Genomic DNA, 14,112 nt, shown 5'->3' with positions numbered 1-14,112 from the left:
CGGAACACCCTAGGCGGCGGTACGACGGCCTTCGTGGCCGAACGCATCCGGCGCCGGCGCGATGGCAATGCGGTGCTTGCGTGTGGGCAGGCCGAAGGTCGGGTGGGAGACGGTCCACAGCGCCATCCTGTTGATGCCCTCCTTGACCAGGGCGGCGGTCCGGCCGCCCTGATACTTCGGCCTCGCTTTCCCTTCGTCGTCGACCGTCTGCAGCATCCCGTCCCGCCGTCCGAGGGTGATGTAGTTGTACGTGTAGACCAGCTTCGTGTTCGCGATCTTGCGGCCGGTCAGGTGTCCCACGATCGCGTCCATGGCCTGCCGGCCGGTGAAGCCGGCCGTAGCGCAGGACATCGGCAGCGGCCGGCCGTTGTCGCCGACGGCGTGGACGCTGTCGCCGATGGCGTAGACGTCCGGATGCGAGATCGACCGCATGGTGCGATCAACGGCGATCTGGCCGTTCTCGGCGACCTCGAGCCCGCCGGCGGCGGCGATGGGGCTGACCGCGAACCCGGCTGTCCACACGGTGGCGTCGGAGACCAGAGCGGTGCCGTCGGCGCACAGCACCCGCGTCGCTTCGACAGCTTCGACGCTGGTGTGCTCCAGGACGGTGATGCCCAGCCGGTTGCAGGCCCGGCGCAGGTGGCCGCGGGCGCCCGCGGACAGCCGGGAGCCCAGTTCGCCGCGGGCGATCAGCGCCACCGACAGGCCGGGCCGGGCTTCGGCGATCTCGGCGGCGCTCTCGATGCCGGTCAACCCGTCGCCGACGACCACCACCCGCCCGCCGTCCAGGCTGTCCAGGCGCTCGCCCAGGCGCAGCGCCGAGGGCCGGCCGGCGACGTCGAAGGCGTGCTCGGCGACGCCGGCGACGCCGCGATCGTCGACGCGGCTGCCGAGTGCGTAGAGCAGCGTGTCGTAGCCGAGCTCGCCACCGCCGCCGGCGTCGGCCACGGCGATGACCCGGCGCCCGGGGTCGACTGCGGTGACGCGGGCCACGCGCAGCCGTATCCCCGTGCCCGCGAAGGCGTCGGCGAGCTTCAGAGCCGGGAGTTTCCGGCCGGCCGTGAGCTCGTGCAGGCGCATCCGCTCGACGAAATCCGGCTCGGCGTTGACGACGGTGATCTCGGTGTCGGCCGCCGACAGCCGGCGAGCCAGGCTTCCGGCCACGTAGGCCCCGGCATAGCCGGCGCCGAGGACGACGATGCGGTGCTTCATGTGTTGCTCCTGTCGGTTCGCTTGCACTCGGTGGCTTGAGCGGAGTGGCGCACCGATTGCTGACAGGAGGAGCATGTGTCGTAGGTCACAGAATGGCAGGAGTGCTGAACGTGCCGGGCTGCGCGCGACAATTATCGGATTGCTAATACCGGTAATCCAACAAATGCAGAACCGGACAAAACGCCGACGCACCATAATGACTGTTATGGTGCGTCCATCTGCGTGATAGGACTTCGGGGGCGGTTAGCATTCGCGGGTGAACGAGTCGCACGCCGATCCTGTCGCCCACAACCGCCGCGCCTGGGACCGCGAGGTGGAGAAGGGCAACGAGTGGTCGCGGCCGGTGACGCCCGAGGTGGTCGCGAAGGCGCGGGCCGGTGAGTGGTCCATCGTCCTCATGGGGTACGAGGCGGTCGACCCGACCTGGTTTCCTGCGGACATCGCCGCGTGCGACGTGCTCTGCCTCGCCTCCGGCGGCGGGCAGCAGGGCCCGGTGCTCGCCGCGGCCGGGGCGCGGGTGACCGTCTTCGACAACTCGCCCGGCCAGCTCGCGCAGGACGAGATGGTCGCCGCGCGGGAGGGGCTCGACGTGCGTACCGTGCTCGGCGACGCGCGTGACCTGAGCGGGTTCCCGGACGCCTCGTTCGACCTGGTCGTGCACCCCGTCTCCAACCTCTTCATCCCCGAGCTGGCCCCGGTCTGGCGGGAGTGCCACCGCGTGCTGCGGCCGGGCGGCACGCTGCTGTCCGGCTTCGTCAACCCGGACGTCTACCTCTTCGACGCGGACGCGATGGACACGCGCGGCGAGCTGGTCGTGCGGCACCGCCTGCCGTACAGCGACGTCACCCATCTCGAGCCCGGTGAGCGGGAGCGGCTGTGGGGCGCCGACTCGCCGTTGGAGTACAGCCACACGCTCAGCGAGCAGATCGGCGGGCAGATCGCCGCGGGGTTCGCCATCACCGGTTTCGCCGAGGCGCCGCACCAGTCGGAGGTAACGGCGGGCTGGCTGCCCGGTTACTTCGCCACCAAGGCGGTCAAGGGGTCGTGAATTTGACCCGGGCGGGTTGGCGGTGGCGGGCTACGGTGGCGGAATGAGCGGCTATCGGCGGCACGGTGGGGAGCCGGAGCGGGACGAACGCGCCGGGGTGACGCCGGCTGCGCCGCGCCGCAGTGAGCTGTCGCCGGCCGCGGCGCAGTTGCTTGCGTTGCAGGGCACGGCCGGCAACCGGGCGGTGTGCCGGGCGCTGAGCGTCGACGGCCGGGGGACGACCGAGCTGGTGGCCGACGATCGGGGCGGCGGGGCCGGCTCCGGTGCCGCACCGCCGGCTGCTACGCCGGTCGCGGTGCGCAACGGGCCCGGGCACGTTCCGATCGACACCGGGGAGGCGGCCGGCATGGCGATCGACATCACGCTGACCTCGTCGACCGGGGTGGACGCCGACATGGCCGCCATCCTGGACAGCGAGCAGGTCGGCACGTCGGTCAGCCACACCGGGTCGTACACGAAGGAGCCCTCCCGCCGCAGCAGCAACAGCGGCTACATGGCCGGCCACCCGATCCCGGCCGACCGGCACAGCGAGAGCAAGTCGGAGATCATCAGGATCGCCGACGCTAACGGCGGCGCGGGCAGTTACGAGCGGGAGCAGCTGGACACGTGGAAGCCGAACGCCACTGGCGCGGAGGCCGCCATCCCGGCGTCGGGCTACTACATCCGCCGCTCGATCATCGTGGCCGGCACCGGCATCCGGCTGCTCACCGAGAAGGGCCCGCGGGCGGTCACGGTCAACGGCTTCATCACCACGGCCGGCCCGTCGGCGGTGCAGTCCGAAGAGGTCGAGGTCCGCGCGCCGGCCCGCGGAACCGGGACACCGTGAACGCGTTCCGGGAGATGGGCCGCACCGCGCCGGGGCCCGCAGATGTAGCGCTCTACGCGGGCGCCGAAGGCCCGGAGTCGCGCGGCTACCGCCTCACGATCCTCGCCGCGAAAACCGAGCTGGCAGTGGACGAGACCGTACGGGTGGTTCACGTCTGCGAGTCGGTGACCGAGGACGCGGAACTCTACGTCATGGGCCCGAAACCGGTCTACGACGAGTACGTGGACGGCATCCGCGCCACCGACCGGCTGCCGGCCGGCGAGGACCCGTTCGCGCCCGCCGCCTACGACGGCCGCGTGCTCCCGGGCCCGGGCGTCGACACGAACTACGAGGTCGTGGAGTACGCGTTCACCAGCGCGGGCGAGCACACCGTCCAATGGCGGCTCGGCGGGACCGGCTCCAACACGCTGAGGTTCACGGTGCGCTGAGACGGCGGTCAATCGGGCAGCAGCTCGATCCAGCCGCGGATGTCGTCGGCCGTCTCCGTTCCGACCAGGTCGGGATGGTCGGTTTCCAGGTGCCTGAGGACCAGCGCGATGACCGCGTCGTCGGTCAGGCCACGAGCGGTGTAGCCGCATTCGCAGCGGACCTGGCGGGTCATCCGGGCTCCCCTCCGGCGGTAGCCTCCAGGTGTAGCGCCAACCTTTCGAGGTGTGCAAGGTGATTGTGGAAGGCGGGTCCAGCCGGGTCCAACTCTGCGGGGCGTTCGCGGTGGAGCTGGGCGGCCGCCGGGTCGATCACGCGCTGCCGGGGCGGCAGGGCCGGCTGCTGTTCGCCTTCCTGGCCCTGTCCCGGCCGCAACGGGTGCCCCGGGACGCGCTCGTCGACGCGTTGTGGTTGGATTCGCCGCCGGCCGCCTCGGCCGCGGCGCTGAACGTCCTCGTCTCGAAGGTTCGCGCGGCGGTCGGGCCGGAGGTCCTGCGTGGGCGCACCGAGCTGTCGCTGGTTCTTCCGGAGCCGGCCCTGGTGGACGTCGAGACCGCTCTGTCCAGCCTGCACGCGGCCGAGTCCGCCCTGGCCCGGCGCGACTGGCGCCGCGCGTGGACACTCGCGCTGACCGCGCAGTTCGTGGCCCGTCGCCGGTTCCTGCCCGAGTCCGACGCGGCGTGGGCCGACTCGTGGCGGCGCCGTCTCGCCGAGGCGTACGCGCGTGGTCTCGAATGCTATGCCACGGCCTGCCTGGAACTCGACGGCGCGGAGCTTCCGGCCGCGGAGCGCGCGGCGCGGGAGCTGCTCGAGATCGCCCCGCTGCGCGAGACCGCGCACATGCTGCTGATGCGCGCGCTGGCGGCCCGCGGCAACGTGGCCGAGGCCCTGGCCGCCTACGACCAACTGCGCACGCTGCTGCGCGAGGAACTGGGCGTCGACCCGTGCCGGGCGGTGCAGGACACGTACGCGGACCTGCTCACCTAGCTGCGGCCAACGTTTCCCCAACGTGGCCGCAATGCCGGCGGGCCACGATGCCGCCATGACTGTGAACCAGGAAGACCCCACCCGCACGGTGGACCAGACCCGGCTCGACGACCTGCTCGGCCGCTTCGTGAACGACCTCGGAGCGACCATCTCGGCCGGCAACGTGATCCTCGGCGACAAGCTCGGGCTGTACCGGGCACTGGCCGAGGCCGGGCCGGTCACCCCGGCCGAGCTGGCCGCCCGCACCGGCACCGCCGAGCGGTACGTCCGCGAATGGCTGGCCGGGCAGGCGGCCGGAAACTACATCTCGTACGACGCGAGCACGGGCCGGTACTCGATGACCGCCGAGCAGGCCCTGGCCTTCGCCGATCCGGCCGGGCTGGACCTTCCCGGCGGCTTCGAGCTGGCGGCCGCCTGCCTCGCCGACGGCGCGATGATCGAGGACGCCTTCCGCACCGGCGACGGCGTCGCATGGGGAGCGCACCACCCGGGTGTGTTCACCGGCTGCGAACGGTTCTTCCGTCCCGGATACGTCGCCAACCTCCTCAGCTCCTGGATCCCGGCCGTCGACGGGCTGGACGAGCGGCTGGCGGCCGGTGTCACCGTCGCCGACGTGGGCTGCGGCCTGGGCACCTCGACCCGGCTACTCGCCAGCCGGTACCCGGCCTCGGCCGTCACGGGGTTCGATCCGCACGGGCGCTCGGTCGAGCTCGCCCGGGCCGCGGACCAGGCCGGCTCGTGCACGTTCGCGGCGGCCAGCGCGCAGGACTTCCCCGGGACCGGATATGGGCTGGTCACCACGTTCGACTGTCTGCACGACATGGGCGACCCGCTCGCGGCGGCCCGCCACATCCGCGGCGCGCTGGCCGAGGACGGCGTGTGGCTCATCGTCGAGCCGTTCGCCGGCGCGTCGGTGGCGGACAACCTGACGCCGGTCGGACGGTCCTACTACTCCTTCTCGACGTTCCTGTGCGTGCCGCACGCCATCTCCGAGGGCGCCGCCGACGCGCTCGGCAACCAGGCCGGCGAGGCGCCGATCGCCGCGCTGGTCAGCGGGGCCGGGTTCGGCGGGTTCGAGCAGGTGGCGCAGACACCGTTCAACCTCGTGTACGCCGCCCGGCCGTGACCGGCCGAGTGGCGTGGATCGTCGCGGCGAGGACGTCGACGGCCTCGTCGATCAGGGAGTCCTTGAGGTTGGCGTAGCAGAGCAGCAGCGCGGGCCGCGGCGGGCCCGGGGTCAGGCGCATGTCGTCCAGGTAGCACAGCTGCAGGTCGCGGCGGCGGACCTCGGCGGTCACCGCGGCCGCGTCGGTGCCGGGTGGGAGGTCCAGCAGCAGGTGCAGGCCGGCCTCGGCGCCGCTCACCGGCAGGCCGGGCAGCGCGCGGCCGAGCGCGGCCAGCAGGGCGGCGCGCCGGGCCCGGAACCGGCGGCGGGCGGCGCGCAGGTGCCGGTCGTAGTCGCCGGACTCCATCAGCTGGGCCAGGGCCAGCTGGTTGAGGGCCGGCGGGTGCAGCTCGATCTCCTGCGCCGCGCGCACCCGGTCGGTCCAGCGCTGGGGCGCCGCCAGCCAGCCGATCCCGACGGCCGGGCCGAGCGAGCGGCTCATCGAGCCCAGCAGCGCGACCCGGTCGGGCGCCCGGCCCTGCAGCGCCGCCGGCACGGTCCGGCCGTAGCTGAACTCGGCGTCGTAGTCGTCCTCGGCGATCAGCCCGTCCACGGCGCGCGCCCATTCGATCAGCTCGTCCCGCCGGGAGGACGCCAGCACCACGCCGGTCGCCGGGTGGTGTGCCGGGCTCACGCAGACCGCCCGCAAACCCGCCGGCAGCGCCGCGACCACCAGGCCGTCCTGGTCGACCGGCACCGGCACCAGGTCGAGCCCGGCCGCGCGGGCCGCCTGCCAGTGCCGTTCCGAGCCGGGGTCCTCGACGCCGATCGCGGTGTGCCCGTTCGCCCGCAGCGCCCGGCACACCTGCAGCAGGGACTGGCCGGCGCCGGCGTAGATGCCGACCGCGCCGGGGTGCACGACACCGCCGCGGCTGCGGTTGAGATGCTCGGCGATGACCGCGCGCAGCCGCGGGTGCCCGCCCGAGCCCGAGTGGTTCAGCTGGTCGAAAGGCGTGGTCTCGGCGGCGGCCCGCATCGCGTTCACCCAGAGGCGCCGCGGGAACGCCCGCAGGTCAGGCTGCCCCAGGCTGAGGTCGTACCGGGCCGGCGCCGGGGACGCCGGCGCGGGCGCCTCGGGAACGGCCGGGGCGGTCCAGCTGACCCGGGTCGCCGAGCCGGTCCGCCCGCTGAGGTAGCCCTCGGTGATCAGCTGCCCGTACGCCCGGGTCACCGTCCACCGCGACACCCGCAGGTCGTCGGCCAGGGTGCGGCTGGGTGGCACCGCGGCCCCGTACGGAATCCTGCCGATTTTGATCGCCGTGCGGAGCGCGGCCGCCAGGCGCAGGTGCAACGGACCCGGCGGCGTGGCCGACAGGTCGAGCATGGTCTCCCAGGCGAGGTCTACGCCCACGGTCCGATCCTAGGCACCCGCGCCATCGAAATTGGTCTGCGCTTGCGGGCCTCGATCGGACCGGGGGACGCCGCCGCGCGACCCTACGGTCGAAATCATGAACACCGATGAGAACGGCCGTTACGCCTCCCTGTTCACGCTGCTCGCCGCCGGCCGGCCGGGCGTGCCGGTGGGCCTCGCCGCCGGGACGACGCCGCGCTCGCGCCGGCGGAACTGGCTGTTCAGGGCCAGGAGCAGCAACGGCAGAGCCAGCCACGCGAACCAGTCACCCAGACGCGAGTAGGGCGTCGCCACCGCCGCCCGGAAGGCCGGCACGAGAAGCTCGGTCGTGGCCTCGCCCCGAACCCGGCCGGTCGGATCGGAAACGGTCAGCCGGCCGGTGTTGGCGGCGCGCACCACGGTCAGCCCGCTCTCCACCCCGCGCACCAGCGCCATCCGGCTGTGCAGCCAACCGTCGGAGCCGAAGTCGAGCGCGGGCACCAGCATCACCGTGGCGCCCTGCGCCCGATACCGCCGCACGAGCCCGGGGAAGTCCAGGTCCTTGCAGATGGCCACCCCGAGATGGCCGTCGACGACCAGATCGGTCCGCCCCGGCGTCAGCCAGTCCTCCAAACCAGGGATCAAATGCTGTTTCGTGTACGTCGTCACGCCCGCACCCAGAACGAGGGCGACGTTGCTCGCGGTGTCGCCCTGACGTAGCACGGCCCCGACGACGACCCGGACCCCGGCGCTCGTCACCGGCCGGAACGCGTCCACGAGCCGCGGCAGAGTCGCCGGCGTCACGCCGAATGTCTTCTCCGGCAGCACGACGACCCGGGCGCCCCGGGCGGCCAGACCCGACACCCGCGGCACGTACCGGCCGAGCAGTTCCTGCCCCGACGCTTCCGACAGCGGCAGCCCGTCGTCGGCCTGCGGCAACGCGACCAGCCCCACCGCCGGCGACAGCGGCGAAGGCCCGGGCGTCGGCCGGATCAGCGACCACCCGCCCACCAGCGCCGCCAGCGCGAGCAGGCAGGCCAGCCCCGCCCGGCGCCGCGACGCCAGCGCGATCGGCGCCGCGATCAGCAGATAGGTGACACCCCAGACCCCGGCCAGCGCGGTCACCTGGATGACCGGCCGCACCGACGCCTGCGTGTAGGCCAGGCTCCACCACGCCCCGTGCGGCAGCAGCAGCGACGCGGCGTACTCGCCCAGAACCCACAATGACGGAACGGCGAGGACGGCGGTCACGGTCCGTCCCCGCAGCAGCAGGCCGCGGGCGAGCAGCACGGTCCCCGAGGCCAGCCCGGCCCCGAGCAGCACCACCCCGGCGACGGCCACCACCGGCAGATGCAGGGTGCCCAGGTAGTACCCGAGCACGCCCGCCTGCCCGATGACCCAGGCCACCGCGCTCGCGGACAGCGCCACCACCGGGCGTACGCGCAAAGAAAGAACGAGAAGCGGAACCGGAGCCAGCCAGGTCAGCCCGGCGATGGGGTGCAGACCGCCCCCGCCGAGCCACAGCAGACCGCTCAGGACGGTCGCGACGATAGTCATCATGGGCCGACCCTGCGGCCTTCCGCCTCCGTGCGGATCGCCGCCCGGCGCCAACCCGATCTGGTCCCGTGGAGGGAGGCGCACCCGGACGCGAACGACCGATACTGCCCAGGTGAACCTTGCCGTCACCGCGGCCGCCGTCCTCGCCACGGTCGTACCCGCCCTGGCCGGCGGCTTGCACGCCTGGTGGGTGCTGCCGCTGGCGCTGGCCTCCTCGGTCCCGGTGCTGTGGCGCGACCGCGCGCTGATCCCGGTGGCGCTGACCGTCGGGACCGCCACCACGATCTCGGCCGCGCTCGGCGCCCCGCCGCTGCTGCCGGTCGGCCCGCTGGTCTGCCTGTACACCTTCGCCGCCCGCGCGTCCCTGCCGCTGCGCCTGCTGGGCGTCGGCGTCACCGCCGTGGGGCTGCTGTTCTCGCTGCTCTACCCCCGTCCCGACCTGGAGGTGCTGCGCTATCTGGCCGTCGCCTACCTTTTCGCGTACGCCCTGGGCACCAGCGCCCGGGCCCGGCGCGAGCGGGACCGCCGGGTGGCCGGCGAGCGGGAGGCCGCGGTGCTGCGCGAGCGCACCCGCATCGCCCGGGACCTGCACGACATCGTCACCCACGCGGTCGGCATCATGATCGTGCAGGCGGAGGCGGGCCCGCTGCTGGTGCGCACCGATCCGGAACGGGCCGACGCCGCGTTCGCCGCGATCTCCGCGACCGGCCGGGACGCGGTCGGGCAGCTGCGCCGGGCGGTGGGCGACATGCGCGACCTCGACCAGCCCGGCCTGGCCCAGCTGCCCGACCTCGTGTCACGGGTCCGCGACACCGGGCTGGACGCGGTGCTGACCGTGCGGGGAACGCCCCGGGAGCCGTCGGCCGACGTCGGCGTGGCCGCGTACCGGATCGTGCAGGAGGCCCTGACCAACGTGGTGCGGCACGCCCTGGCCGGCCAGGTCAGTGTGCTGCTCTCCTACGCCCCGGAGACGCTGACGGTGTCCGTCACCGACGACGGTCACGGCCCCGCGCGCGACGGCACCCCCGGCTTCGGGATCGTCGGCATGCGCGAGCGCGCCCAGGCCTGCGGCGGCACGCTGCGCACCGGCCCGGCCGCCGGGCGCGGCTTCACGGTCGAGGCGGCGCTCCCGTGCTGCGCCTAGTCCTCGCCGACGACCAGGACCTGTTCCGGGCCGGCTTCGCGACGATCCTCGGCGCCGAGCCGGACATCGAGGTGGTCGCGGAGGCCGCCGACGGCGCCGCCGCGGTGCAGGCCGCCATCCAGTACGCCCCCGACGTCGTCCTCATGGACATGCGGATGCCGATCCTCGACGGCGTGGCCGCCACCCGGCAGGTCTGCGCCCGCACCTCCAGCCGGGTCCTGGCGCTGACCATGTTCGACACCGACGAGTACCTGTACGCGGTGCTGCGCGCCGGCGCGAGCGGCTTCCTGCTCAAGGACGTCCCGCGCGCCGAGCTGGTGCGGGCCGTGCGGGTGGTGGCCGCCGGCGACGCGCTGCTGGCCCCGGCCGTCACCGCCCGGGTGATCGGCGAGCTGCACCGCCGCGGCCTGCCCGACCCCGCGCTGGCCGCCGCGATCTCGTCGCTCACCGCCCGCGAGACGGACGTCCTGCGGCTGATCGCCGCCGGCCTGTCCAACGCCGAGATCGCCCGCCACCACCGGCTCAGCGAGCACACCGTGAAAACCCACGTGGGCAATCTGTTCGCGAAGCTCGGCCTGCGTGACCGCGCCCAAGCCGTCATGATCGCGTACGAGTCGGGGCTGGTCATCCCGGGCGCGGCTTGACAGTTCATTCATGTGGATAGATAGGGGTCGTGCCGTAATGTCCGCGGCATGGCCGACGCTGTCGTGATCCCGGGCCGCATGTTCGGGCCGGGCGCGCCCCTGCTCATGTACACCGGCGACCTGGCCCGGATCCGCGGCGCCACCGTGCACCGCCACGAGTGGACCGCGACGCCACCGACCGACCCGGCCACGCAGGAGCCGTGGGTGCGCGCCCAGCTCGGCCCGCTGCCCGGCGACCGGCCGCTGCTGATCGGCAAGTCCCTGGGCAGCAACGCCGCCGGCCTGGCCGCCGACCATGACCTGCCGGCCGTCTGGCTCACGCCGCTGCTCACCCACCCGGGCGTGGTGGCCGCCCTGGACCGGGCCACGGCCCCGTTCCTGCTGATCGGCGGCACCGCCGACCCGTCCTGGGACGCCGAGCTCGCGCGCCGGCTCACCCCGCACGTCTTCGAGGTCGCCGACGCCGACCACGGCCTGTACGTCCCCGGCCTGCTCACCGCGTCCATCGCCGTGCTCGCCCAGGTGGTCGACGCCACCGCCGAGTTCCTCGACGAGATCGGCTGGCCGCACAAGTGATCGGCGCCAGCTGCGCCCGCCTCATCCTTGTGCCACCAGAGGCGGACACGCCGGGGTAGTGCGTTGCCGCCCCTTTGCTCTGCGCACCAAGACGCCCCGCTGGGCGTATGGGTAAGCAGAGCAAAGGGGCCGGCGGCGATGTTCGGATCTGGCACCCCTCAGTGTCAAGGGGCGGTCAGCGATGGTGTTCTAGGCTGTGCCGCAGCGGGTCCGGGAAGTGACTTGTCCGAAGTGTCGACCTCGGGGTTTGGGTCGGCCGCGCTGGATGTCAGAGTCGCCCCGTGTGTTCTCCCGGACCCGTCTCGAGCCGTTTGGCGTCGGCGAGCATCTGCCGGTAGACAACATCGGACAGGCGGCGTTTGAGGGCGCGGAGGGCTTCCAGCGGTGGTTTGCCTTCGGCGAGTCGGCGCCGGTAGTAGGCGCGGCCGTCGGTGTCGTGGCGCAGCTGGACAATGGCCATGATGTGCAGCGCCCGGTTGATGCGCCGGTTGCCGGCGCGCGACAGCCGGTGCCGGTTGTGGTCGCCCGAGGACGCGTCGATCGGGGCGGTGCCGTTCTACGACGCGAAGTGCGCCCGGCTGGCGAACCGGCGGATGTCCCCGACGTCGCCGAGCAGCCGGACGGGCCGATGCCGTGCAACTCGAGCAGCCCGCTGCCGGTGGCGGCGACCAGCTCGGTGAGTTCCTGCTTCGCGACCTTGATCTTCTTGTCGATGACAGCGAGTTCATGGATCAGCTCCGACGCCAGCCACCGGCGGGTCTTGCCGGCCACATCCCGCGGGCGCACCGTGGACAGCAAGGCGCGCGCCTGCTGTGCGGACAGGTCTTTCTTCGCACCATCGGGAACGAGTTCGAGCAGCAGGGTATGCAGCCGATGGGCGCGGCCGAGCTGGTCGCGGCGCTCGACCAGCAGCCGCAACGCGACAGTGGTGTCATCGGCCTGCACCCGCCCAGGCCGCTGGTGCGCAGGGCGACCACGGCGACGCTGCGCGCGTCGACCGGGTCGGTCTTGCGGCCCTGCCCGGTGGTGAACACCCTCCGCGATGAGAGCGAACCTGTCGATCACCTCGACCCAGCCTGGCCGGGCTGCGGTCGTAGATCAATGAAACAAGCAGTCCGCGATGAGTGCGTGGCGCCTACCTCGCGGGTGTGCGGCGGGCGAGGGCCGGGAGCCGATCACCCTGGGCTTGGACGCGGCCGCGGCGGCCCGGCGGCGCGGGGTGTGGAAGCTTGCGTTGCAGCTCAGCCCGGAAGCGGCGGCAAAGGGTGGGGACGGCACCCGGCCGGCCTGTCGACCGGGCGCTTTGCCGCACGCCGTACGGGAAAAGGAGCGTGACGGCCGATAGATTGGCGCGATGCGGGACAAGGACGGGTATTGGATGCGGCGGGCGGTCGCGCTGGCGGGGCGGTCGCCGCGATCGGAGACCGCGTTCGCGGTGGGGGCGGTGATTGTGGACGCGGCGGGGCGGGAGGTTGCGGCGGGATGGTCGCGGGACACCGATCCGTTCGTGCATGCCGAGGAGTCCGCTCTCGTCAAGGCGGTGGGGGTGGACCTGTCGGCGGCGACGCTGTACTCGACTCTGGAGCCCTGCTCGAAGCGGGCGCACCGGCCGGGCGCTACCTGTACCGGCCTGATCCTCGCGGCTCGGATTCCGCGGGTGGTGATCGCGTGGCGGGAGCCGGACATCTTCGTGACCTGTGAAGGGGTGGCGCTGCTGACGGCGGCGGGGGTGTCGGTGGTGGAGTTGCCGGAGTTCGCGGCGCAGGCCAGGGCGGTCAACGGCCACCTGCCCGGTCTGTAGTGGAGACCGTTATGGGAGACTCGCGCCCGTGGGTGACGACGAGGGAGGGCTCAGCGCCCGGGATCTCGTGCCCGCCGCGGGCGGCGAGTGGCACGGGCTGCTGTTCGACAATCAGGCCGTCGGTCTGCCGCCGGCCCTGACCTGGACGTTCCGGATTCCGTTCGAGCCGGTCGGCGGCGATCCGGCCGCGCTGGACGTCGAGTGGGTGCCGCTGGAGGCGTCCGGCTGGCGGGCGATGGCGGGGCTGTCGGCGGTGAGCGGGTCGTTCGCGGAGCCGGCCGAGGCCAGCGTGCACCATCACGGGCATCACCGGTACGACCGGGTGTCGGTCGCGGTCGCCGAGCAGGACGGGCCGCGGATCCGGGTGTCGGTGACCGTCGCGGGCGACCTCGACGCGCTGGGGCCGGCCGAGATCACGGTGGAGGCCTGGCTGACGTTCGCCGGGATCCGGGTGCAGCTGGGCGACACGGCGTCGGCCGAGGCGGCGCTGCAGCGGCTGGCGGCGTTCACCGACCAGTCGGGGCTCGCCGAGCATGCGGGGGCGCCGGGCGTCGCGTTCCACTTCGTGGCGGTCGCGTGAACACCGCCGACCGGCTCGAGATCCACGAGCTGCTGGGGCTGCACGGGCACCTCATGGACTCGGGGGCCTTCGACCAGCTGGGGTCGCTGTTCACGCCGGACGTAGTCTACGACCTGAGCGCGTACGGCGGCGGGCTGCTGGAGGGCGTGGAGGCGATCGCCGCGGCCGGGATTGCGCTGGGGGACGGGAATCCGGTCGGGCATCACGTGACGAACATCGTGGTGTCGATGGAGCCGGACGGGACGGCGCGAGCCCGGTCCAAGGGCATCGGGGTGACGGCGGACGGGCGGGCCGGCAGCGTCGTCTACGACGACCTGCTGCGCAAGACCGCGTCCGGGTGGCGGATCGCGCGGCGCACGGTCACACCCAGGCGTACGCCGTTACGGGCGGACTGAGTACCGCGGCCGGAGCGGGCTGCGGGCCAGCACGACTATCCCGGCCGCGATGAGAACCGCGCCGAACGCCAGGGCGGCCGCCTCGCGCCCGATCGGGCCCGGCGTGCCGGCCTGATCGCCGTCGACGCGGACGGTGATGGTCCGGCCCTTCACGGCGTCGGCCGCTTTCACGTCGACGGTGGCGGTGCGCAGGGCGTCGCCGGTGCCCCAGGCCACCGTGCACTCGCGCGTGGCCGGCGAGCCTCCCGGCAGGCAGAAACCCACCGTGGCCGTGGCCGTCGCCCATCGGTGTTCGAGCAGCTGGGGGCCGGCGGAGACGGCGAACGCGAACCCGATCACGACCAGGGTCACCGCGGCGACGCGCGGAGCCAGCCATCGAAGCACACCGGCAGGGTACCGGCGATGTCACAGCGGAGCGGGG

18 protein-coding genes are annotated in these 14,112 nt (G+C 73.2%); 12 read left to right on the top strand and 6 right to left on the bottom strand.

Annotated features, from left to right (window positions below; translation table 11 throughout):
• Nucleotides 1-9: 9 nt before the first annotated feature.
• On the bottom strand, nt 10-1,212 hold the full coding sequence (locus tag A3CQ_RS0142445; RefSeq protein WP_020517056.1) for an NAD(P)/FAD-dependent oxidoreductase: 1,203 nt from the start codon (nt 1,210-1,212) through the stop codon (nt 10-12).
• A 256-nt stretch (nt 1,213-1,468) separates the two neighbouring features.
• Here A3CQ_RS0142445 and A3CQ_RS0142440 point away from each other — a divergent pair, with 256 nt between their 5' ends.
• The 3 genes from A3CQ_RS0142440 to A3CQ_RS0142430 are packed head-to-tail and all read left to right on the top strand — an operon-like array spanning nt 1,469 to nt 3,514.
• Entirely contained in the window at nt 1,469-2,260 is a 792-nt protein-coding gene (locus A3CQ_RS0142440) for a class I SAM-dependent methyltransferase (protein WP_020517055.1), read from the top strand.
• A gap of 43 nt (nt 2,261-2,303) precedes the next feature.
• Nucleotides 2,304-3,086: a hypothetical protein gene (locus A3CQ_RS0142435; RefSeq protein WP_020517054.1), complete on the top strand. Its 783-nt coding sequence runs from the start codon at nt 2,304-2,306 to the stop codon at nt 3,084-3,086.
• Complete coding sequence (locus tag A3CQ_RS0142430; RefSeq protein WP_020517053.1) at nt 3,083-3,514, top strand: hypothetical protein; 432 nt, start codon at nt 3,083-3,085, stop codon at nt 3,512-3,514. The genes A3CQ_RS0142435 and A3CQ_RS0142430 overlap by 4 nt, the downstream gene beginning before the upstream one ends.
• Nucleotides 3,515-3,522: 8 nt before the next feature.
• On the opposite strand, the gene A3CQ_RS61875 is transcribed toward A3CQ_RS0142430, so the two are convergent.
• A complete protein-coding gene (locus tag A3CQ_RS61875; RefSeq protein ID WP_020517052.1) occupies nt 3,523-3,687 on the bottom strand; it encodes a hypothetical protein in 165 nt (54 codons plus the stop codon).
• Nucleotides 3,688-3,746: 59 nt separating this feature from the next.
• On the opposite strand from A3CQ_RS61875, the gene A3CQ_RS0142420 reads away from it, so the two are divergent.
• On the top strand, nt 3,747-4,499 hold the full coding sequence (locus A3CQ_RS0142420; protein ID WP_211216785.1) for an AfsR/SARP family transcriptional regulator: 753 nt from the start codon (nt 3,747-3,749) through the stop codon (nt 4,497-4,499).
• Nucleotides 4,500-4,554: 55 nt separating this feature from the next.
• Nucleotides 4,555-5,625 (top strand): class I SAM-dependent methyltransferase, encoded by a 1,071-nt coding sequence (locus A3CQ_RS0142415; RefSeq protein ID WP_211216784.1) that lies wholly within the window; start codon nt 4,555-4,557, stop codon nt 5,623-5,625.
• Here A3CQ_RS0142415 and pdxR read toward each other — a convergent pair.
• The gene (gene pdxR / locus A3CQ_RS0142410) at nt 5,597-7,015 is read right to left on the bottom strand and encodes a MocR-like pyridoxine biosynthesis transcription factor PdxR (RefSeq protein ID WP_020517049.1); all 1,419 of its coding nucleotides are present in this window, start codon (nt 7,013-7,015) and stop codon (nt 5,597-5,599) included. The genes A3CQ_RS0142415 and pdxR overlap by 29 nt on opposite strands.
• 120 nt (nt 7,016-7,135) lie before the next feature.
• Nucleotides 7,136-8,554, bottom strand: coding sequence for a nitrilase-related carbon-nitrogen hydrolase (locus tag A3CQ_RS0142405; protein WP_020517048.1), 1,419 nt, complete (start codon nt 8,552-8,554; stop codon nt 7,136-7,138).
• Nucleotides 8,555-8,663: 109 nt separating this feature from the next.
• Here A3CQ_RS0142405 and A3CQ_RS55995 point away from each other — a divergent pair, with 109 nt between their 5' ends.
• The 3 genes from A3CQ_RS55995 to A3CQ_RS0142390 are packed head-to-tail and all read left to right on the top strand — an operon-like array spanning nt 8,664 to nt 10,915.
• On the top strand, nt 8,664-9,695 hold the full coding sequence (locus A3CQ_RS55995; RefSeq protein ID WP_020517047.1) for a sensor histidine kinase: 1,032 nt from the start codon (nt 8,664-8,666) through the stop codon (nt 9,693-9,695).
• Nucleotides 9,683-10,339, top strand: a complete 657-nt coding sequence (locus tag A3CQ_RS0142395; RefSeq protein ID WP_020517046.1) for a response regulator — start codon at nt 9,683-9,685, stop codon at nt 10,337-10,339. The genes A3CQ_RS55995 and A3CQ_RS0142395 overlap by 13 nt, the downstream gene beginning before the upstream one ends.
• Before the next feature lie 48 nt (nt 10,340-10,387).
• Entirely contained in the window at nt 10,388-10,915 is a 528-nt protein-coding gene (locus tag A3CQ_RS0142390) for an alpha/beta hydrolase (RefSeq protein WP_020517045.1), read from the top strand.
• Nucleotides 10,916-11,183: 268 nt separating this feature from the next.
• On the opposite strand, the gene A3CQ_RS62345 is transcribed toward A3CQ_RS0142390, so the two are convergent.
• The gene (locus tag A3CQ_RS62345) at nt 11,184-11,375 is read right to left on the bottom strand and encodes a hypothetical protein (RefSeq protein ID WP_020517044.1); all 192 of its coding nucleotides are present in this window, start codon (nt 11,373-11,375) and stop codon (nt 11,184-11,186) included.
• Nucleotides 11,376-11,548: 173 nt separating this feature from the next.
• On the opposite strand from A3CQ_RS62345, the gene A3CQ_RS62340 reads away from it, so the two are divergent.
• From A3CQ_RS62340 to A3CQ_RS0142370, 4 genes are read left to right on the top strand one after another with little or no spacing between them, the layout of a single operon-like run.
• On the top strand, nt 11,549-12,250 hold the full coding sequence (locus tag A3CQ_RS62340) for a hypothetical protein (RefSeq protein WP_211216783.1): 702 nt from the start codon (nt 11,549-11,551) through the stop codon (nt 12,248-12,250).
• 19 nt (nt 12,251-12,269) lie between these two features.
• Complete coding sequence (locus A3CQ_RS0142380; protein ID WP_020517043.1) at nt 12,270-12,716, top strand: cytidine/deoxycytidylate deaminase family protein; 447 nt, start codon at nt 12,270-12,272, stop codon at nt 12,714-12,716.
• Between the two features lie 28 nt (nt 12,717-12,744).
• Nucleotides 12,745-13,296 carry a hypothetical protein gene (locus A3CQ_RS0142375; RefSeq protein ID WP_020517042.1) on the top strand — a complete coding sequence of 184 codons (552 nt, stop codon included), beginning with the start codon at nt 12,745-12,747 and terminating at the stop codon, nt 13,294-13,296.
• The gene (locus tag A3CQ_RS0142370) at nt 13,293-13,691 is read left to right on the top strand and encodes a nuclear transport factor 2 family protein (protein WP_020517041.1); all 399 of its coding nucleotides are present in this window, start codon (nt 13,293-13,295) and stop codon (nt 13,689-13,691) included. Before A3CQ_RS0142375 ends, A3CQ_RS0142370 begins: the two co-directional genes overlap by 4 nt.
• On the opposite strand, the gene A3CQ_RS0142365 is transcribed toward A3CQ_RS0142370, so the two are convergent.
• On the bottom strand, nt 13,677-14,075 hold the full coding sequence (locus tag A3CQ_RS0142365; protein WP_020517040.1) for a hypothetical protein: 399 nt from the start codon (nt 14,073-14,075) through the stop codon (nt 13,677-13,679). The genes A3CQ_RS0142370 and A3CQ_RS0142365 overlap by 15 nt on opposite strands.
• Nucleotides 14,076-14,112: the final 37 nt, after the last annotated feature.

It is taken from the genome of Paractinoplanes globisporus DSM 43857 (genome assembly GCF_000379645.1).
Lineage (GTDB): Bacteria > Actinomycetota > Actinomycetes > Mycobacteriales > Micromonosporaceae > Actinoplanes > Actinoplanes globisporus.
The sequence above is the reverse complement of the archived record's forward strand: the minus strand, read 5'-3'. Positions and strand labels throughout refer to the sequence as shown.